This window comes from Microcystis sp. M_OC_Ca_00000000_C217Col (genome assembly GCF_007095585.1).
Taxonomy (GTDB): Bacteria; Cyanobacteriota; Cyanobacteriia; order Cyanobacteriales; family Microcystaceae; genus Microcystis; species Microcystis panniformis.
Window position 1 is genome coordinate 1 of the sequence record NZ_SFBV01000203.1, and the last position, 17,349, is coordinate 17,349.

Consider the following 17,349-nt stretch of genomic DNA (forward strand, 5'->3'; position numbering starts at 1 on the left):
CAGGGGAAGAGTAGTAAACCAGACCAACCGATGAAGACGAAACGGTCTCTTTTGAGCCAGTCATCGAGAGCATCAAACAGCCCTCTTTCTGGGGCGCGTCCGACAGCAATGGTCATGGGTATTTTTCCTCTTGCTTAACTGAAATCACGGGCAAGATTTCTTAACTTTTTTGAGTCTGGGATTACTCCCATTGTCTTATAAGATGGCGCGATCGATTGACTGGATTAGCTTAACTAAACTAGCTGCGATCGCTCGTTAATCCTCACAAACTGTAAAAGATTAACGTTTCTTAAACTAGCACAAGCTAGACAATAATTTCGAGTTCGATAAGACTTTGGTTCCTTGCGGCCTCTATCTACCTTTAACTATTATTAGCAAAAAATTACAAATCTATACAACTTAACTCATAATTGATTTTTTACGCACACAAAAACTTTTTTGTCAATGAGTATTTATATTCATTTTTTTAATTGATCGCCATTCCCAATCCTCTAGGGGTTGCTCTAGCAATTGACAATCAAAGCATTTCTCGGCGGCGGTTTTCAGGGTAGCGATAATTGTCTGTAGGGTCAAATCTGGGGCTAAATTGAGCTTTTGAGGGGCAGCACTGGCGAAAACTTGCTCAAACAGCGAATTATCCTGCTCTAGCACCATCGAACCATGTTGGAGAACCGAGGAACCCCGTTGCAGTTGCGCGCTCCCAATAAATTTATTTCCCCAATTATCGACTAAATCCGCACCAGTAGCCGTACCGAAACAGTTAGCAGAATGGATATATCCCCGGCCGGCAGCACCGTAGGACAATTCTAGACCGAGATTTTGCCAGCCTGTGATTAAAAATCGACAGATTTGACAGTAAACTTTCCTAATATTCCCCTTCATCCCCGAATTTATCACCATATAAGTCAAATCCCCCTGATGTAGTACAGCCCGTCCACCGGTAGGACGACGAACTAGGGAGATTTTTTGACCTTGCCAAGTCAAATCACGCCAAAAATCGGGATATTGCCGTTGATGATAGCCCAAGGAAATAGCCGGGGGCGACCATTGATAAAAACGCAGAGTCGGGGGATGATCACCACAACGGTGTTGCTCTAGTAACCAAGAATCGATCGCCATTTGTTTCTCTGCCGATGAGATAATTGGAGGGATATAACGCCAAATTTTAGCTGCCACCAAAGGATTCTCGTAACATTTCATCATTATTATCTGCTACCGTCGCCACGAGAGTAATTGCTCGCGAAATCTCCCCAGCAGACAAATCGGCCACCGTACGCTGAGAAATCACCACCACCTGATCATTCATAATGGCAAAATGAGATTCAAAGGTTTCGGCACAATTCATCGCTAATAACTTGCGAGTTAATCCCAATTCATCCTTAACGGGTAATTTGAGGACAGAAGACCACACCGTTAGAAAATCATCATCGCTTTCCCCAGTTAACTGTACAAATACCTCAACGCTACCATACTGAAACTTCCAAAGATAACCTTTTTCTGTATGTTGTACCATAGCAGTATCATTCTGCTGCAGAGTAGAAATAACCATTTCAATCATTTCTTGGTGACTGCTCGTACTAGCCAGAAATTCATCGGTCATTGACTCTATTGCTTCTGAAGTCGCTAAACTTTCCGTGGTCATAAAAATTCCCTAAACTCGATCGATCACAATCTTATCCCAAGAGAAAAGAAAAAAGTAACAAAACAGACATAGAAGAGCCGAGTGGGGAGCTTTTTTCCTGTGATTAGTAAACAGCAAACAGTAAACAGCGAAAAGACAACGGCTTAACCATTCTCTATATAAGGGTTTCAGAACTTTTTTCTCATTTTACCTAACCCAACTTGACAGAAGATAAATGACATTTTGGGCGCCGGCGGTCATTGGTGTCAACTTAAGCAAAAAGCTTAATTATTATTAAGTAGGGAGGCACAATTATTTGTAGGATGGGTTAGCGGTAGCGTAAACTATGCGGGCGTTGGGTTTCATGCTTCAACCCAACCTACGTTCATCTTATATTTAATTCCACCCACCCACTTACTGATCAGGGTAAGCTGTTTTGTCTGTCTAGTTTGAGCTTGAGTCTCGGGCTGATCGTTTCTTTTCTCCTGTTACCTGCGTGGGGTAACAGGCGGGTTAAAATGACGATTTGGTATCAGGCTTATACCGTTATGGTTTGAGCTAGTTATTCTTTTTACCACCAAATAGGGACCAAAAACCGCTCTTAGGATTCCCTTCCTTTTTTTGTCCCTTCTGGTCTTCCATTTCAGTATTAGGATTAACTACTTTATCCAGTTCCCGTTTGCACCTAATCACCGTCGCATCTTTGGGGCTGACTTGCCAGGCGCGATTGATATGAACCCGGGCCATGGAGAGTTGATTTTGTCGCAGGTAGGCTAAACCGAGCAGGGCGTGACAGATGCTATTATCTGGTTCTTCCCGTAGGGCATCGCGCAATTCTCGCAAAGCTTGGGCGGGGTTATTTTGGTCAAGAGAGGCTTGGGCGCGGCGAATATAGGCTTCTAAGGGCGATTCCTTGGCTTTAGCTGGGGCTGCCGTGGTGGTAGCCGCGACCACTAACTCGGACTGGCGAGGATTGCCTTGGGAGATAAAGACTTTCGGGGTAGTTTTCTTGTTGCCCTGACCTTCGGTTAACATCAGATAAACCAGATTGAGTTCACTGAGTTGGGCGATTTTCTGATAGGTATTTTCCAGGGCGGTATATTGATCGATCGCCAAAGATTGCAGGATTTTTTGATAGGCTAATTCATAGTTAGCGGTGGACTGGGCTAGTTTTCTAGCTGGTTCGCTATTGATGGTGATTTTACCCGAATCCCTCGCCATTGCCTTGCCAATTTGTGTTAAAACAAGGCGTAATTCTTCCCGAGATAGGTCGCGGCCCAGATGTTCGTAGGCGGGGTTAACTAATTTGGCGAGTAACTGATGAGCCTGTTCCCTTTCGGCGGGGGTGTAAAGGCGACAGGTATCGGGGTGAAGTTTATAGGCGATTTTTAAGTAACGCTCGCGAATCGCCTCATGTTCGGCATCGATCGAGACTCCTAAAACAGCGAAGTGATCGATTAAATCAAATTGAAATAATCCCTGGGAAATTGGAAAAGGCATACAGCAGACCCTACTCTAAAATGATAATCCCATTAAAACTGAAAACTCCAAGAGGCAGCTTTTTGCAGAGCCTGGCTTAAGGGGGTGTGAATGTGTCCGTTAGTGGCCAGAATTCGCCCCGTTTCCATCAGAAAAGGACTCTCATCGTAGGCGCTAATTTTACCGCCAGCTTCTTCGATCAGAATAATTCCCGCAGCCAGATCCCAGGGATTAATCCCTCGTTCCCAATAACCATCTAAGCGCCCACAGGCCACATCGGTTAAGTCTTTGGCAGCAGAACCGCTGCGGCGTACTCCTTGGGTCAGATGGGTCAGATAACAGAATTCGGCATAATTATTATCGGAGGTTTGACAGCGATCATAGGCAAAACCCGTCACCAGTAAACTTTTTTCTAGTTCACTCGTCCGGGAGACATGGATGGGACGACGGTTCAGGGTTGCCCCCAAACCCCTGGCAGCCCGAAATAGTTCCTTTCTAAAGGGGTTATAGATGACTCCCACTGCTGCTATCCCTGCGATCAGTAGTCCGATGGAGACGACGGATACGGGATAACCGTGGGCATAGTTGGTGGTTCCATCGAGAGGATCGATCGCCCAGAGATACTCGCTATCCGTCCCTGGCAGTTTTCCCGATTCTTCCGCTAAAATCCCGTGTTTGGGAAAGTGACGGCCAATAATTTTGAGAATTTCTGTTTCTGCTCGACGATCTATTTCCGTCACTAAATCGCCCGATCGTCCTTTTTCTTCTATTTTCTCAATTTTACCCCAATTATCGAGGATAATTGTTCCCGCCGCTAGGGCGGCTTCGCTGGCAATGTCTAGGTATTTTTCTAATTGGCTGCTGGTATCTGGCACGATTAATCCCTAATCTATTCTTCATCTAAGGGTAAACCAAAACGCACTTTTCCACGGGCAAAAAAGCGACCGAATTGCAATTCATAGACTTCATCTTCGTCTTGGGTGGCTACTTCCATATCGCCACGAGCATAACTGACACAAAGTAAAGCATAACCTCTGGCTTTTAATTCTGGTGATAGTCCGATCGCTTCTGGTTGGTGGATATCTCCCGATAATACCCTGACCGCGCAGCTGGTACAAGCTCCATTACGACAGGAAAAGGGTAATTGATGACCCTGTTTTTCCAGACTTTGCAGTATATAGTTATCCTCGGGAACGGTGGTGGTAATTTTTTCGCCGGTCTGACGATTGTGAACGGTGATTTGATAATATTTAGTCATAGTTTAGTTAGCCAGAAATTATAGATGCAATTCTAGATAGTTCTAAATTTAGGGGCTATTTTAGTCAGCCGTATCAATTATATCATCAATAATTGCTAAAATAGTCATCATCTTTACAATTATCCTTGACAACTGTTGACTTTTTGGGTTCAATTGCCAATTTTTATGGCTCTTGAAACTTGATCTCTTTTAATCTAACTGCACCGTCGATAATTGAGATTTCCTGGGAGCCAATTTGTACGATAGAATCTAATCCCTTACCGATAATTTTAACTGCTGGGGGACGACTTTTCTGTACGGTCATCACCAGAAAAAACTCCTCGCTACCCGTGGCTAAAATGCGCTCACCTGTATTAGTTTTCTCGACTTTTAAAGTCACGGGAGTGATAAAAGTTCCCCGCATATTTGCCCCATTTTGAGTGATAGTAAAACTATTTTTTCCTAGAATGACATTTCCCTGGGTATTCATCACCCAAGTTTTATTAATAAATTCTGGTTGATCGACTTTACCTAATAATTTATCCATCAAGACGAATAATCCGGGGGAACCGGAGGACAGACTGTAATCGACGGCGAAAGAGCGAACTAGAGCGACTCCTGCGGGTGGTTCAGCCCCTTTAACCCTGATTTTATCAGTTTTTAACCTAATTACTCCCGAACCATCGGGACTAGATTGAAAAGATATCGGTTTTGCCTGTCGCCAAGGCGGTGTTTTCGGGAAAATAACTGTATTTTCCGAGTTCCAGTCGCCTTTTGACCCCTCAAAACTCGCCCAATGTCCTCCTAATCCCCAAATTCTCACACTAGCGACATCGGGAAAAGACCATCCCCCCACAAAAGGTTGCTGTTTGAGATAGATACTAGCGACAAAATCCTCTTCATTTTGCCAGCGATTACGAAAAGCATAAAATCCCTTTTGTTGATCAACTAAAACCCTGGAAAGTTGGCGCTCGGGATTTTCGGAAGTAAGATTAGATGGATAACCAGCGAGAAGAAAAGGGGCAATATGGGGATAATGAGGGTGAAAAAGTTGTTTCTCTTGACCTTGTAATCGCCATTTTATTGCTGGTAGCCATGATTTATCGGTAATTCCCAATCCGATAGTTAATAAAGATACCCCTACAAACATCTGATGTCTGCCATAAGCAGGAATCAATAATTGACCATTTTTAGGGACAATTCTGGTTAAATAATGGGGGATTAATTGGGCTGCCGAGGAACCAGTTACTAAGTCTAATCCGAGACTATTTCGATAGCCTTGCAGAAAAGGAAAAACAGTGAGAACCATGGGTTCGGTGGTGTATAAATCTCCTTCTGTGCCAAATCCTCGATCGCCGATCGCTGTGGTAAAATAGCGTTCGATGTGACGTTTGGCCATTTCCACCTGTGCCGAGGGAGAATAGAGAGAATCGGGTGGTACATCTTCTTTGAGAATCGCTAAACTAGCTAATCCTGCCGCACCTCTGGCCCGCGCATTCCAGTTACTAACTGCGTTTCCATTCCATCCATCTTTGGGTAAACCACTGAGAAGTTTTTTACTTTCACTGAATAACCAGCGAGTGATTTCCTGTTGGCGCTTTTCTCCCCAAAGATCATAACAAAGATCGTAGGCGAGAGCGACTCCAGCAACAATTGGCGCTTGTTCTAAGATTCTCCTTCCCCGATTTTTACGGGTTTTTTCGATAATTTCCCAGGCGATTTCTGCTGATTTTCTATCTTGATTTAAAATTGCTAAAAAACAATGACCTGTGGCATGATAACCCCCATTAGGCACATAACCATCGTAATAAATTTTTTCTTGTAAACTGTTGTTTAATTGGGCGATAATAGTTTGACCGATGGGAGTTTTCGCTTTTTCTCTGAGATTAGTTAATTCTGACTTGCGAAAGATTAAACGGGGATGTTCTCGCGGTTGTAGGGGTTGGTGATTAGGAACAGGATTAGGCCAAAAAGGGGAAATTGTGCCATTAACTTGGTTTTGTAGTCTTCTTCCCCCTAAAGTGCCTTGATAACTGCCGATAAGTTGGTCTTGGTAGGGGACAATTTCGATATTATAGATAGCTTCCCTGACTTCCCCTTGCCAAGGGTGAGTTTGAATGTTCATTTTCACCTGTAATCGCCAAGCATTGTCTAATTTAATCGCTTTTACCGTACCTTGGTGATCCACTTCTTTATTGAATTTGAGCGCGTATCCCCACACCGACGGCTGACAAACAGCGTGATCACAGCTTAAATCTAGGGTAAGATTTTGATAAACGGGTTGATCTTGCCACAGTTTCCAAACACCATTTTTCAGGGTTAAACGAAGGTTGCCGGTTAATAATTGCGGATCGATGGTTTCTTGACTAGGTGCGCTTGTACCACCTAGCAAAAGTAAGGGAATGGCCGCTAAAAAAGGAGATATTTTCATATTAAACAAGCGAGGGGAAATATCAGGTATTCTAGGAAGAATAATTTCCAAATAAATTGGTAGAATTGGCTGATTTCGCTTTTATCTTCTAAATTTACTCCGCGACTACGCCACCAAAGAAGAACAAGTAGGAGCAGATGGGCGACAATGGCCAGAGAAGAATTAATTCCGTTTATCCCCAAGAGACCGACTGCAATCATCCCCGCATAACATAGGGAAATTGTCAAGAGGGAAATTGTTAAGATTTTTTGAGGACCGAGAAGCAGGGTAAAAGTGGTAATTTGGTAAATGCGATCGCCTTCTAGGTCAGGAACATCCTTGAAAATAGCGATCGCAACGGTGAAAACAAGAACAAAAGCTGTTAAAACCCAGACCGAGGGATAGATAGACTGATTTTGATTGATAACTGTGTTGTAGTGGCGAAAAAGACCTAAATTGACGATGACACCCCGGACGGTAAAAATACAGAAGGCGGACCAGAGGGGAAAGCGTTTTAAACGCACTGGTGGCAAGGAATAGGCAGTACCGATGAGTAAACTAATCCCCACGGTGATTAACAGCCAAAAACCACCGATAAAAGCCAGTATAATTGCTAAAATACCGCTAAAACCCACGATTAATCCGCCTGTCAACCGAGAAAATTCGCCCTTGGCGAGGGGAAGATGGGGTTTATTGATTTTATCGATGTCGATGTCTTCCAACTGATTTAAACCGACGATATAGACATTACCCGCAAGACAAGCAGTCCAAGTGAGCAATAAAACCGACCAATGGCTAAAAAAATCGCTAATATTGCCTAAAGCAATTAAATACAGACTTAAAACACTTAAAGAAGTGCCGATAATCGTATGGGGACGGGAAAATTTCCAGAGACTCCCTAACCAGTGGAGAAAGTTAGGCTGGGGATGGTTAACTGGAAGAAAAGGAGCTTGATTCATCAGACCTCCGGTAAAAATCAAAAATTGTTATGGTTGCTGAGGAGTCGGTCGTCAGTAGTCAGGAGAATCAATAATGAATAATAATCGATTAAATGGTCTATTTAGATATTTTATGCCACTTAATCCTTATTTTTGACGTTTTTAAACCCTCAAAAATAGATTATGCAAGAGGTCTATCAAAAAAAATCAATACTAGGGGAAGTAATCTGTTAAAATGATAATCCAGACTCAAACCCTGTGGAGAGGTGGCAGAGTGGTTGAATGCGGCAGACTCGAAATCTGCTTTAGGGTAACACCTAACGTGGGTTCAAATCCCACCCTCTCCGTTGAACTGATAACTTAGTGCTGTCGTTAAGGAGCTTAAAGGATGTAGCGTTGTCCTGGGTGGTTTCCGCAAGAGCAAAAGCTTTTCTAATCTCGCCAACTTCTTCACTTTTTCATGGCCAGGGTCAACCCATCACCAATAGGAATAATACTGATATTGACCCGTTCATCCTGCTGAATTTTGGCATTAAGTGAACGGATAATTTTGGTGCGATTATCGGTGCTATCGGCCGCCGCTACCCGTCCCGACCAAAAAACATTATCGATAGCGATAATTCCGCCGCTTCTAACCAATTGTAAAGCCCGTTCGTAGTAGGGATCATAATTACTTTTATCGGCATCGATAAAGACAAAATCAAAACTATTACCTTCTCCCCCGGCGATTAATTGATCTAAAGTCTCCAGGGCCGGAGCAATTCTTAAATCGATTTTAGCGGCGACACCGGCCTGCTGCCAATAACGGCGGGCTATACTGGTATATTCTTCGCTAAGATCACAGGCGATCAGCTTGCCTTCTGGGGGTAAAGCTAAGGCCACCACTAGAGAACTATAACCAGTAAAAACCCCTATTTCTAGGGCTTTTTTCGCCCCGATCGCCTGTACCAAAAAAGCCATAAACTGACCTTGTTCGGGGGCAATCTGCATGACTGCCAGGGGTTGAGAGGCAGTTTCTTGACGTAATTGAGCTAAAATCGGAGATTCTCGCAGACAGATAGATTGATAATAGGAGTAAAATTGTTGATCGAGTCCAAGAGTTTGATTAGCCATAAAAAAATTGCTAAAGGATAGAGTTATCGAGTAAAATTCTGGGTAATCTGAAGCTAGAGAGACCGTATTGGTTAACCAAAAAGGAAGACTTGGCAGGAAGCAAATCATGATGAAACCCGACTCGGATCATCTCTTTAACGAAGATAGCGAACAGTTGTTAGAGAGTTTAGAAGACAAAGACGCCGACGGTAATGAGGCTCTAGACGAACTCAGCTTTTTATTGGAGCAGAGTCCCTCTCCAGCAGCCAGATCTGGGGACTCTCTTAGCCAAACCCCGTCTTCCTTGACCTCGGAAAGGGAATTAGAGGAACTGTTTGGCGATAGCATCAATTGGAAAGATGCCCCGACTAATAATCTTTATTCTACCCGTGAGCCAGCTGCCAAGGCGGAACTGGAAGATGGGGATGATCTCGCATCTCTGCTGCTAGAAGATGCAGCAGTTCCAGACTCAGAAGCAATTATAGCCATCAGCCACCCTAATTTTTACGACAGCCTCGAAGACTTAGAAGCTTTTCTGGAAAAACCCACGCCACCGGCGCAACCGCCACTACCAGACATCTTTGAATCCCTAGAGGTCCTTCTCTGGGAATCCCCAGCAGTGGACCCGGTGGCGGCGGTGGAACCTCTGACAGGGTTAGAATCACTGGAAATTGCCCCAGAAAGCCTCCTAGAGGATGAATTCAAGGATTTAGAAAAACTCCTCGAAGAAACCAATCAGGTGATGGCAGCAAATCCGGCGGCCAGTGTCAGTTCACCAGTCGGGTCAAAAAACCTGCGTCCCCTTGTCAGTAAAGCTTTTGAACAGACGATGCGGGTGCCGATCAAACAATTGGATAACCTCAGCAATCTGATCGGGGAACTGGTGGTTAAACGCAATCGCCTGGAAGAGGAACAGGATCGCCTGCGTCTCTTTTTAGATAATTTGCTAACCTGCGTCCAACATCTGGGGGATGTGGGCATTCGGATGCAGGATCTCTATGAAAGAAGCCTCCTAGAAGGGGCTTTACTGGCTAGTCGCAATTACGGTGGTGCCATCGGTTACGGTAGAGTTCAGGGAGAAAATCAGGGGGATTCGTCCATGGACGGTCAACTAGATGCCCTAGAGATCGACCGTTTTACCGATTTCCATTTATTATCCCAAGAGATGATCGAATTGATCGTACGAGTGCGAGAATCGGCCTCTGATCTTCAATTTGTCGTCGATGAAACCGATCAGGTGACGCACAGTCTGCGACAGGCCACCACTCAACTACAGGAAGGGATGACCAAATCGCGCATGGTTCCCTTTAGTCAAACTGCCGATCGCCTACCCCGGGCAATTCGGGATATTTCCCTGAAACTCGATAAACAAGCCAAATTAAAAGTGGAAGGGGGTGATGTTCTCATCGATAAGATGATCCTCGAACATCTCAATAGTCCCATGACCCATTTGGTCAACAATGCGATCACCCACGGCATTGAATCACCCCAAGAACGCCTGGCCAAAGGGAAACCCGCCCTCGGTACCATCTCTGTGGGGGCATTCCTACAGGGTAATCAAACCGTGATCACCGTTAGTGATGATGGGGCCGGTATTGATGCTGATCAGGTGAAAGGCAAGGCGATCAAAAAAGGCCTGATCGGCGCTCAGGAAGCTGAACACCTCAGTCCCCAAGAAGTCTATGAACTCCTCTTTCACCCCGGTTTTAGTACCAAAGATCAGGCCGATGATTTTTCCGGTCGTGGGGTGGGTTTAGATGTGGTGCGGACCAGTTTAATCGATGTGCGCGGGACCGTTACTATTGACTCGGTACTGGGCAAAGGAAGCACTTTTACGCTCCGTTTACCCCTAACCCTGACTATCTGTAAGGCCCTCTGTTGTGTTAGTAATCATGCGCGCATCGGTTTCTCTATGGACGGAGTGGAAGATATGAAGGATTTCCGGGCCAGCGAGATGCAAATCGATCGGGAGGGACGGCGCTGCGTTTTCTGGCAAAATACTTTACTACCCTTCCAACCCTTGAGCGAATTGCTTTCCTACAATCGGCAACTAAGTCGCGGTAGTTTTTATACTGGCAAACAGGAGGAAGACTCTTTTTCGATCGTGATCCTGCGCGGTGGTAATAATCTCCTCGCAGTACAGGTGGATCAAGTGATCGGTGAACTGGAAATCGTCATCAAACAGATCGAAGGACCGATTCCGAAAACGGCTGGGATTGCTGGGGCGACGGTTTTGGGGGATGGTACGGTGATGCCGATCGGCGATGTGTTAGAGTTAATTGACATCGCCAGGGGTCGTCTGCGTACCGATAACGGTGGTCTTTGGCGCCAACCTGTCCCTCCCGTAGCGGTGGAAACTAGCCAAAAATCGGAGGCTATGGTTCTGATTGTCGATGATTCGATTACTGTCCTGGAATTGCTCTCTTTAAGCTTTAGTAAAGCCGGTTATCGTGTGGAACAGGCCCGGGATGGTCAAGAAGCTTGGGAAAAATTACGCAGCGGTTTGCCCTGTGATATCGTTTTCTGCGATATCGAGATGCCCCGCATGAATGGCCTAGAATTACTCTATAATTTGCGAAAAGACCCCCGATTAGCGTCGATTCCCGTGGCTTTATTGACTTCCCGAGGAGCGGAACGTCATCGTCAGGTGGCGGCGACATTAGGAGCTAGTGGTTATTTTACCAAGCCCTACACGGAAAGAGATTTACTCTCGGCGGCTGAAAGAATGATTGCGGGGGAAGTGTTACTAGCTAATAGTATTAAAGCGACTCTTAATCAGCCTTTATCCCCCGATGCAACGATTATTGACAGTAATCCCGCTAATTTCTTTGCACAATCGACTCCTCGGGTCTTGATTGTCGATGATTCGGTAACGGCGCGGGAAATGTTAGCGATTTCTTTGGTTAAAGCTGGTTATCGCATTGAAAAGGCCCGAGACGGTTTAGAAGCATGGGAAAAATTACGGGCTGGATTAGCTTGTGATCTGATTCTCTGCGATCTCGAAATGCCTCGCCTGAATGGGTTAGAATTGCTCTCTCGTCTGCAAAAGGATGAACAACTTCAGGGGATACCAGTAGCGATGATTACCTCGCGAGGGTCGCAAAAAATGCAGCATCTCGCCGCCGCTAAAGGGGCAAAAGGTTATTTTGTCAAGCCCTATATTGAGGATGTTTTACTGTCGGCAGCCCAACGTTTAATCGCTGGTGAGGTGTTAATCCAAAAACAAAGTCCCGCGGATTAAGTTCAGTTGGAGTTAAGTTTTATCGAGGAGAATTTCCACTAAGGTTTTTACCGTTGTCTCTAACTGTTCGACGCGCTGCTCTAAACTAAGAGAAGGACCGGGAGGTTTTAAACCATGAATCGCTTGCAAAAATGCCTCCCATCCCTTTGAGCATTTAATATTGTAGGCTTCTTTATAGGCTTTATAGGCATTATTATAGTTACCGTAAAGGGAGATAATATCATCTTTAGTTAAATTTCCTTCAGGCAAAGACTTATGGGCAATATTCAAATTATGCTCGCTTAAACTATTTAAAACTTCTTGCAAGCGGACAGTCAAAGTGGCCGTAATTCCGTAAACTTGGGCGGCATTTTTTAGCTCCTGCTGGTGCAAATCTTCTAGGTTAGCAATTAATTTACTGATTCTAGACATGATTGATTTTACTCCTTAACTGATTTATTTATCTAGCAAAGATTTGTTGATATTTGACTGACCACTCCCCATTTGTGGCCGGTCAGGATCGGAGGGCAAGTTATTATCTATCGAACCAAAATCTTCCCAGTTATCATCGAGAAATAGAGATTTCACTAAAGTCCATAAAATAGTTAGCTTTCCATATACAGACTTGGTACTACGGACATTATGGGCCGCCACTTTTACTTCCATTTCGATCTGCTTTAATTCAGCAATAACTTTCTCTCTCTCCGCCGTAATTTTGGCTGTTTCTTCAGTTAAATTCCGCATTTCTGAAGTTAAAGAATCTAATTCTTTTTGCAGGTCAACATTAGTGGCAGATATTTCAACAATTTGGTCTTTTAAATGACTGTTATCATCTCGATATTGCTGATTCCATCGTTTATATTGTCCTTGAGAGCTTCTCAGGGACTTAATTACAGCAACAGCTTCTTGTAACTCCCGATTATCTGGATAATTTCTGGCTAGTTTATAGAGAGAATCTACTCGATCGTCGATATCCATTTTTATCTACCTCTTTGCCTAGATAATCTTATGATACCCAAGCTGACCGATAAAATTAACCCGAAGAACCAGCCTTTTGGAAAATCATTAAATGTTGTTGGGGCAAAGTCTCGATGATTTCTTCTGGCAGTAAACCGATAGCGGCCATTTCTTTTTCTACCTGTCTGCGGGTCATTTTATGAAGGGCCTTGATGGGAATCAGGGGATTTTCACGACGGTATTCTACTAATACCACCCTACCATCGGGTTTTAAGGATTTGACCAGATTCTCCATCATCTCGCGGGGAGAGGAAAACTCGTGATAAGCATCGACCATTAAAGCTAAATCGATCGCATTTATAGGCAATTTGGGATCGGTTTCTGTGGCGAGAATTGTGGTGACATTCTTAACTTGGTTTTCCTCGGCTAAAAAATCAATTGCCCCTAACATTTCCGGTTGCACATCGACGGCGAAAACTTGTGCGACTAAATTCGCCATAGGAAAACTAAAATAACCTGTCCCCGCGCCGATATCTGCCACCAGGTCTGTGGGTTTTAAATGTAGTGCGGTGATCAGATCATCGGGTTTTTCTGTGAAACGGCGACTAGGACGTTCTAACCATAACATTTCTTGGTGTCCCATGACTTTAGCGATTTCCCGTCCTAGATAAAATTTACCGATACCATCGCGACTATGAAGCGATCGAATCTGATAATATTGCTGCGGTGCTAAAACTGAAGCATCGTAGGTAAGATTTAATAATCCGAAACCGCAAAAAACCACTATTAGAAACGAGACAATTAAGAAAAATTTTTGCTTAAACAGCATCGGGATTAAAAATGGTGGGCTAGAAAAAATAAATTCCCTGTCCGGGACAGGGAAAAAATCCATCTTGATCAACAAAACAATTAATCCAAAAATCCCATTAAAGTTTCGGGATCATCGATTTCATTGGAAGCAACGGGACGATTACCCATGACTGTATAGGTTTCGCTAATGTGCAGATGACTAAGAGCGATCGGACGATTGCCAGAGATCGCCAGAGTGCTGCTAACTTCCATACCACTGGAGACCACTGGACGAGCGCTCCCGACGGAAGAATAGGTACTAACCACTTTCAGATGGCTAACTTCCACGGGACGGCCCCCGGGTAACATTTCATCTTCCGTGAAGTGAAGATGGCTAGTACCAACAGGACGATTTTCGGGTAAGCGATGTTCAGGTTGATAGAATTTTAAGGCGTTGGAAGCCGATTCAGCGTTGTTTTTCACCGAAAGGGCGACCACTTCTTTATCCTTGGCGGTTTTAGCTGTAGTAGCTTTACCGCGTGAGCTGCTGGTCTTTTCTTCTGTGGTTGCTGGGGTTTGAGTCCCGTTCGTTTCTAGATTTTCCACCGTCATAACCTGATACTCCTTTCCGTTAATAGCTTCGGGGAAACGATAAGATTTAAGTTTAGGGTATTCTCGAAGACTTTTAATCTTTTTTTAAAATCCTCTCTAATATTAAGATACATCTTTCTTTCCCCAAAACCCTATCAGTGTTGGTAATTTGATTGATAATTTATTTTGCCTGTTCTCTACACCTAGCCGCTAATGACCGCTTTTCAACTACAAGCACCCTTTCAACCCACCGGGGATCAACCGGCAGCGATCAATAAATTGGTAGATTCCCTGCAAAACCAGCATCGTTTCCAAACCCTCCTAGGGGCAACCGGCACCGGCAAAACCTTCACCATTGCCGCTGTGATCGAGAAAATCGGCAGGCCTACCCTCGTCCTTGCCCATAATAAGACCCTGGCGGCCCAATTATGCAACGAATTGCGGCAATTTTTCCCCAATAACGCCGTGGAATACTTTATCAGCTATTACGACTACTATCAACCGGAGGCTTATATTCCCGTCAGCGATACCTATATCGAAAAGAGTTCTTCGATTAATGATGAGATCGATATGCTGCGCCATTCGGCCACGCGATCGCTGTTTGAACGCAGGGATGTGATCGTCGTCGCTTCCATTAGTTGTATTTATGGTTTAGGAATGCCTGCGGAATACCTAAAAGCGGCGATTTCCTTAACAGTTGGTCAAGAGTTCGACCAAAGGCAATTATTACGGGCCTTGGTGTCAGTGCAGTACAATCGCAATGATTTGGAGTTAACTCGCGGTCGTTTTCGTCTGAAGGGCGATATTTTGGAAATTGTTCCCGCTTACGAGGATCGGGTTATTAAAATTGATTTTTTTGGCGATGAGATTGAAAGTATTCGTTATCTCGATCCCCTGACGGGGGAAGTTTTGCAAAAATTAGAGCGAATTAGTATTTATCCGGCCCGTCACTTTGTTACCCCGGAGGAGCGTTTAGAGGTGGCTTGTCGGGATATTAAAACCGAGTTAGATAACCGTTTATTGGAGTTAGAAAAAGCGGGCAAATTACTGGAAGCGCAACGTTTAGACCAACGGACTCGTTATGATTTAGAAATGTTGCAGGAAGTGGGTTATTGTAATGGCGTAGAAAATTATTCGCGGCATTTAGCGGGTAGATTAGCGGGGGAACCGCCGGAATGTTTGGTGGATTATTTTCCCCAAGATTGGTTATTAGTTGTGGATGAATCTCATGTTAGTGTGCCGCAAATTCGCGGGATGTATAATGGCGATCAATCACGAAAAAAAGTTTTGATCGATCACGGGTTTCGTTTACCCAGTGCTGCGGATAATCGTCCTTTGAAGTCGGAAGAATTTTGGCAGAAAGTTAATCAATGTATTTTTGTTTCGGCCACTCCAGGAGATTGGGAATTAGAACAGTCAGAAAATCGCATTGTTGAGCAAATTATCCGACCGACGGGAGTTTTAGATCCGGAGATTTTTGTGCGACCAACCGAGGGACAAGTGGATGATTTATTAGGGGAAATTAAAGATCGAGTGCGGTTAAATGAACGGGTTTTGATTACCACTTTAACTAAACGCATGGCCGAAGATTTAACCGAATACTTGCAAGAAAGGGGAATTAAAGTTAGATATCTACATTCGGAAATTCAATCAATTCAACGGATTGAAATTATTCAAGACCTGCGAGAAGGGGTCTTTGACGTGCTGATCGGGGTGAATTTGCTTCGCGAGGGGTTAGACCTGCCGGAAGTGTCTTTAGTGGCGATTTTAGACGCAGATAAGGAAGGATTTTTAAGGGCTACCCGCTCTTTAATTCAAACTATCGGCAGGGCCGCTCGTCATATTCGCGGTCAGGCAATTCTTTACGGAGATAATCTCACGGATAGTATGATTAATGCGATCGAAGAAACTAAGAGACGGCGCGCTATTCAAGAGGAATATAACCAGAAACATGGGATTATTCCGCAACCGATTGTTAAAAGGTCGAGTAATTCAATTTTAGCTTTTCTGGATATTTCCCGTCGTCTAAATTCCCAACAATTAGATCAGGTTTGTGAGAATATAGAAGAGCTTTCTTTGGAACAAATTCCCGAGTTAATTCAACAACTAGAAGCGCAAATGAAAGAAGCGGCGAAAAATCTAGAATTCGAGTCAGCAGCTAAATATCGTGATCGGATTAAGCAATTACGAGATAAGTTATTAAATCATGTTAGATAAACCTATGACTAGATTTATTCATGACCAGTTTGCCAAAGATTATCTCGAAGAATTATTATCTTCTCTGGGAGAAGTAAAATCGGCACGGGTTGTACGAGGAGAAGTACGAGAAATCGATGTCTGGTTTTCACCCCAGATGCTCGATAATAATCCGAGAGAACTGCTAGGATTACTGGGAAAAATGGCGATTAATCCCTGTTTATTTGAACCCTTTCGCAATCCTGTCACTGCTACAGAAATTAGGACTTGTCTGTTAAAACTGTTGGAAGTGGAAGGAGAAATTAATCGTCAAGCAAATCGTCAGAAAACGAATGTTAACGAGGCAGAAATCCCCCGTCTCTGGATTTTGACTCCCACCGCTTCCTCGCAACTGTTAGGAGGATTCGGAGCTAAATTAGATGAGGAGAATTGGGGGAAAGGTATCTATTTTTTAGCTCCCTCTTTACGCACGGCAATCACCGTTATCCATCAATTACCCCCAACAGAAGCAACTCTCTGGTTAAGAATTTTAGGCCGGGGAAAAGTACAAGCAAGGGCGATCGATGAGCTAGAATCGTTACCAGAGGATCATCCTTTTCGGGTAAATGCTCTAGAATTATTATTAAACTTGAGAACTTCTTTAACTAACGATCAAGAGCTTGAACAGGAGGACAGAGAGTTAATTATGAGATTATCACCTTTATACACTTCCCGTCTTCAGGAAGAACTGGATGCTGGCCGTCAACAGGGTCTTCAACAGGGTCTTCAACAGGGTCTTCAACAGGGTCTTCAACAAGGTCTTCAACAAGGTCTTCAACA

General features: G+C 44.1%; 15 protein-coding genes, 1 tRNA gene and 1 pseudogene. 4 read left to right on the plus strand and 13 right to left on the minus strand.

What is annotated here, in order from left to right; all coding sequences use genetic code 11:
• From EWV66_RS12240 to EWV66_RS12275, 8 genes and pseudogenes are all read right to left on the minus strand, one after another.
• A pseudogene (locus EWV66_RS12240) lies at window positions 1-116 on the minus strand (photosystem II D2 protein (photosystem q(a) protein)); the annotation flags it as partial.
• 325 nt (window positions 117-441) lie between these two features.
• Entirely contained in the window at window positions 442-1,203 is a 762-nt protein-coding gene (locus tag EWV66_RS12245) for a lipoate--protein ligase family protein (RefSeq protein ID WP_052277013.1), read from the minus strand.
• Window positions 1,166-1,642 (minus strand): YbjN domain-containing protein, encoded by a 477-nt coding sequence (locus tag EWV66_RS12250; protein ID WP_012266813.1) that lies wholly within the window; start codon window positions 1,640-1,642, stop codon window positions 1,166-1,168. Before EWV66_RS12250 ends, EWV66_RS12245 begins: the two co-directional genes overlap by 38 nt.
• Before the next feature lie 537 nt (window positions 1,643-2,179).
• A complete protein-coding gene (locus tag EWV66_RS12255) occupies window positions 2,180-3,121 on the minus strand; it encodes a J domain-containing protein (protein ID WP_287108205.1) in 942 nt (313 codons plus the stop codon).
• A gap of 32 nt (window positions 3,122-3,153) precedes the next feature.
• Entirely contained in the window at window positions 3,154-3,975 is an 822-nt protein-coding gene (locus EWV66_RS12260) for an inositol monophosphatase family protein (RefSeq protein ID WP_052277011.1), read from the minus strand.
• A 14-nt stretch (window positions 3,976-3,989) separates the two neighbouring features.
• Window positions 3,990-4,358, minus strand: a complete 369-nt coding sequence (locus tag EWV66_RS12265; RefSeq protein ID WP_052277010.1) for a 2Fe-2S iron-sulfur cluster-binding protein — start codon at window positions 4,356-4,358, stop codon at window positions 3,990-3,992.
• 163 nt (window positions 4,359-4,521) lie between these two features.
• Window positions 4,522-6,768 carry a hypothetical protein gene (locus EWV66_RS12270; protein ID WP_052277009.1) on the minus strand — a complete coding sequence of 749 codons (2,247 nt, stop codon included), beginning with the start codon at window positions 6,766-6,768 and terminating at the stop codon, window positions 4,522-4,524.
• Window positions 6,765-7,706 (minus strand): homogentisate phytyltransferase, encoded by a 942-nt coding sequence (locus tag EWV66_RS12275; protein WP_002788939.1) that lies wholly within the window; start codon window positions 7,704-7,706, stop codon window positions 6,765-6,767. The genes EWV66_RS12270 and EWV66_RS12275 overlap by 4 nt, the downstream gene beginning before the upstream one ends.
• A 239-nt stretch (window positions 7,707-7,945) precedes the next feature.
• On the opposite strand from EWV66_RS12275, the gene EWV66_RS12280 reads away from it, so the two are divergent.
• Window positions 7,946-8,032: transfer RNA gene (locus EWV66_RS12280), tRNA-Ser, on the plus strand.
• Window positions 8,033-8,135: 103 nt separating this feature from the next.
• Here the strand turns inward: EWV66_RS12280 and EWV66_RS12285 are convergent.
• Window positions 8,136-8,798, minus strand: a complete 663-nt coding sequence (locus EWV66_RS12285; RefSeq protein ID WP_002788937.1) for a class I SAM-dependent methyltransferase — start codon at window positions 8,796-8,798, stop codon at window positions 8,136-8,138.
• A 106-nt stretch (window positions 8,799-8,904) separates the two neighbouring features.
• On the opposite strand from EWV66_RS12285, the gene EWV66_RS12290 reads away from it, so the two are divergent.
• On the plus strand, window positions 8,905-12,018 hold the full coding sequence (locus EWV66_RS12290) for a hybrid sensor histidine kinase/response regulator (RefSeq protein ID WP_287108208.1): 3,114 nt from the start codon (window positions 8,905-8,907) through the stop codon (window positions 12,016-12,018).
• Window positions 12,019-12,030: 12 nt separating this feature from the next.
• Here the strand turns inward: EWV66_RS12290 and EWV66_RS12295 are convergent, their stop codons facing one another.
• The 4 genes from EWV66_RS12295 to EWV66_RS12310 all read right to left on the minus strand — a co-directional run bounded on the left by EWV66_RS12295 (window position 12,031) and on the right by EWV66_RS12310 (window position 14,355).
• Entirely contained in the window at window positions 12,031-12,429 is a 399-nt protein-coding gene (locus EWV66_RS12295; RefSeq protein ID WP_287108209.1) for a hypothetical protein, read from the minus strand.
• A gap of 24 nt (window positions 12,430-12,453) precedes the next feature.
• Entirely contained in the window at window positions 12,454-12,975 is a 522-nt protein-coding gene (locus EWV66_RS12300; protein ID WP_287108210.1) for a hypothetical protein, read from the minus strand.
• A gap of 55 nt (window positions 12,976-13,030) precedes the next feature.
• Window positions 13,031-13,783 carry a class I SAM-dependent methyltransferase gene (locus EWV66_RS12305; RefSeq protein ID WP_287108211.1) on the minus strand — a complete coding sequence of 251 codons (753 nt, stop codon included), beginning with the start codon at window positions 13,781-13,783 and terminating at the stop codon, window positions 13,031-13,033.
• Between the two features lie 80 nt (window positions 13,784-13,863).
• Entirely contained in the window at window positions 13,864-14,355 is a 492-nt protein-coding gene (locus EWV66_RS12310; protein ID WP_072923590.1) for a hypothetical protein, read from the minus strand.
• A gap of 192 nt (window positions 14,356-14,547) precedes the next feature.
• Between EWV66_RS12310 and uvrB the strand changes: the two genes are divergently transcribed.
• The gene (gene uvrB / locus EWV66_RS12315) at window positions 14,548-16,551 is read left to right on the plus strand and encodes an excinuclease ABC subunit UvrB (protein ID WP_287108213.1); all 2,004 of its coding nucleotides are present in this window, start codon (window positions 14,548-14,550) and stop codon (window positions 16,549-16,551) included.
• Between the two features lie 4 nt (window positions 16,552-16,555).
• Window positions 16,556-17,349 (plus strand): flagellar assembly protein H (locus tag EWV66_RS12320; protein WP_287108214.1); only part of this gene is annotated, 794 nt, incomplete at its 3' end.

Excerpts from the sequence above, each read along its gene's own strand:
- EWV66_RS12245 (WP_052277013.1), bottom strand. The coding sequence starts at position 1,203 with ATGATGAAATGTTACGAGAATCCTTTGGTGGCAGCTAAAATTTGGCGT.
- EWV66_RS12275 (WP_002788939.1), bottom strand. The coding sequence starts at position 7,706 with ATGAATCAAGCTCCTTTTCTTCCAGTTAACCATCCCCAGCCTAACTTT.
- uvrB (WP_287108213.1), top strand. The coding sequence starts at position 14,548 with ATGACCGCTTTTCAACTACAAGCACCCTTTCAACCCACCGGGGATCAA.
- EWV66_RS12250 (WP_012266813.1), bottom strand. The coding sequence starts at position 1,642 with ATGACCACGGAAAGTTTAGCGACTTCAGAAGCAATAGAGTCAATGACC.
- EWV66_RS12290 (WP_287108208.1), top strand. The coding sequence starts at position 8,905 with ATGATGAAACCCGACTCGGATCATCTCTTTAACGAAGATAGCGAACAG.
- EWV66_RS12270 (WP_052277009.1), bottom strand. The coding sequence starts at position 6,768 with ATGAAAATATCTCCTTTTTTAGCGGCCATTCCCTTACTTTTGCTAGGT.
- EWV66_RS12310 (WP_072923590.1), bottom strand. The coding sequence starts at position 14,355 with ATGACGGTGGAAAATCTAGAAACGAACGGGACTCAAACCCCAGCAACC.
- EWV66_RS12295 (WP_287108209.1), bottom strand. The coding sequence starts at position 12,429 with ATGTCTAGAATCAGTAAATTAATTGCTAACCTAGAAGATTTGCACCAG.
- EWV66_RS12300 (WP_287108210.1), bottom strand. The coding sequence starts at position 12,975 with ATGGATATCGACGATCGAGTAGATTCTCTCTATAAACTAGCCAGAAAT.
- EWV66_RS12305 (WP_287108211.1), bottom strand. The coding sequence starts at position 13,783 with ATGCTGTTTAAGCAAAAATTTTTCTTAATTGTCTCGTTTCTAATAGTG.
- EWV66_RS12265 (WP_052277010.1), bottom strand. The coding sequence starts at position 4,358 with ATGACTAAATATTATCAAATCACCGTTCACAATCGTCAGACCGGCGAA.
- EWV66_RS12255 (WP_287108205.1), bottom strand. The coding sequence starts at position 3,121 with ATGCCTTTTCCAATTTCCCAGGGATTATTTCAATTTGATTTAATCGAT.
- EWV66_RS12285 (WP_002788937.1), bottom strand. The coding sequence starts at position 8,798 with ATGGCTAATCAAACTCTTGGACTCGATCAACAATTTTACTCCTATTAT.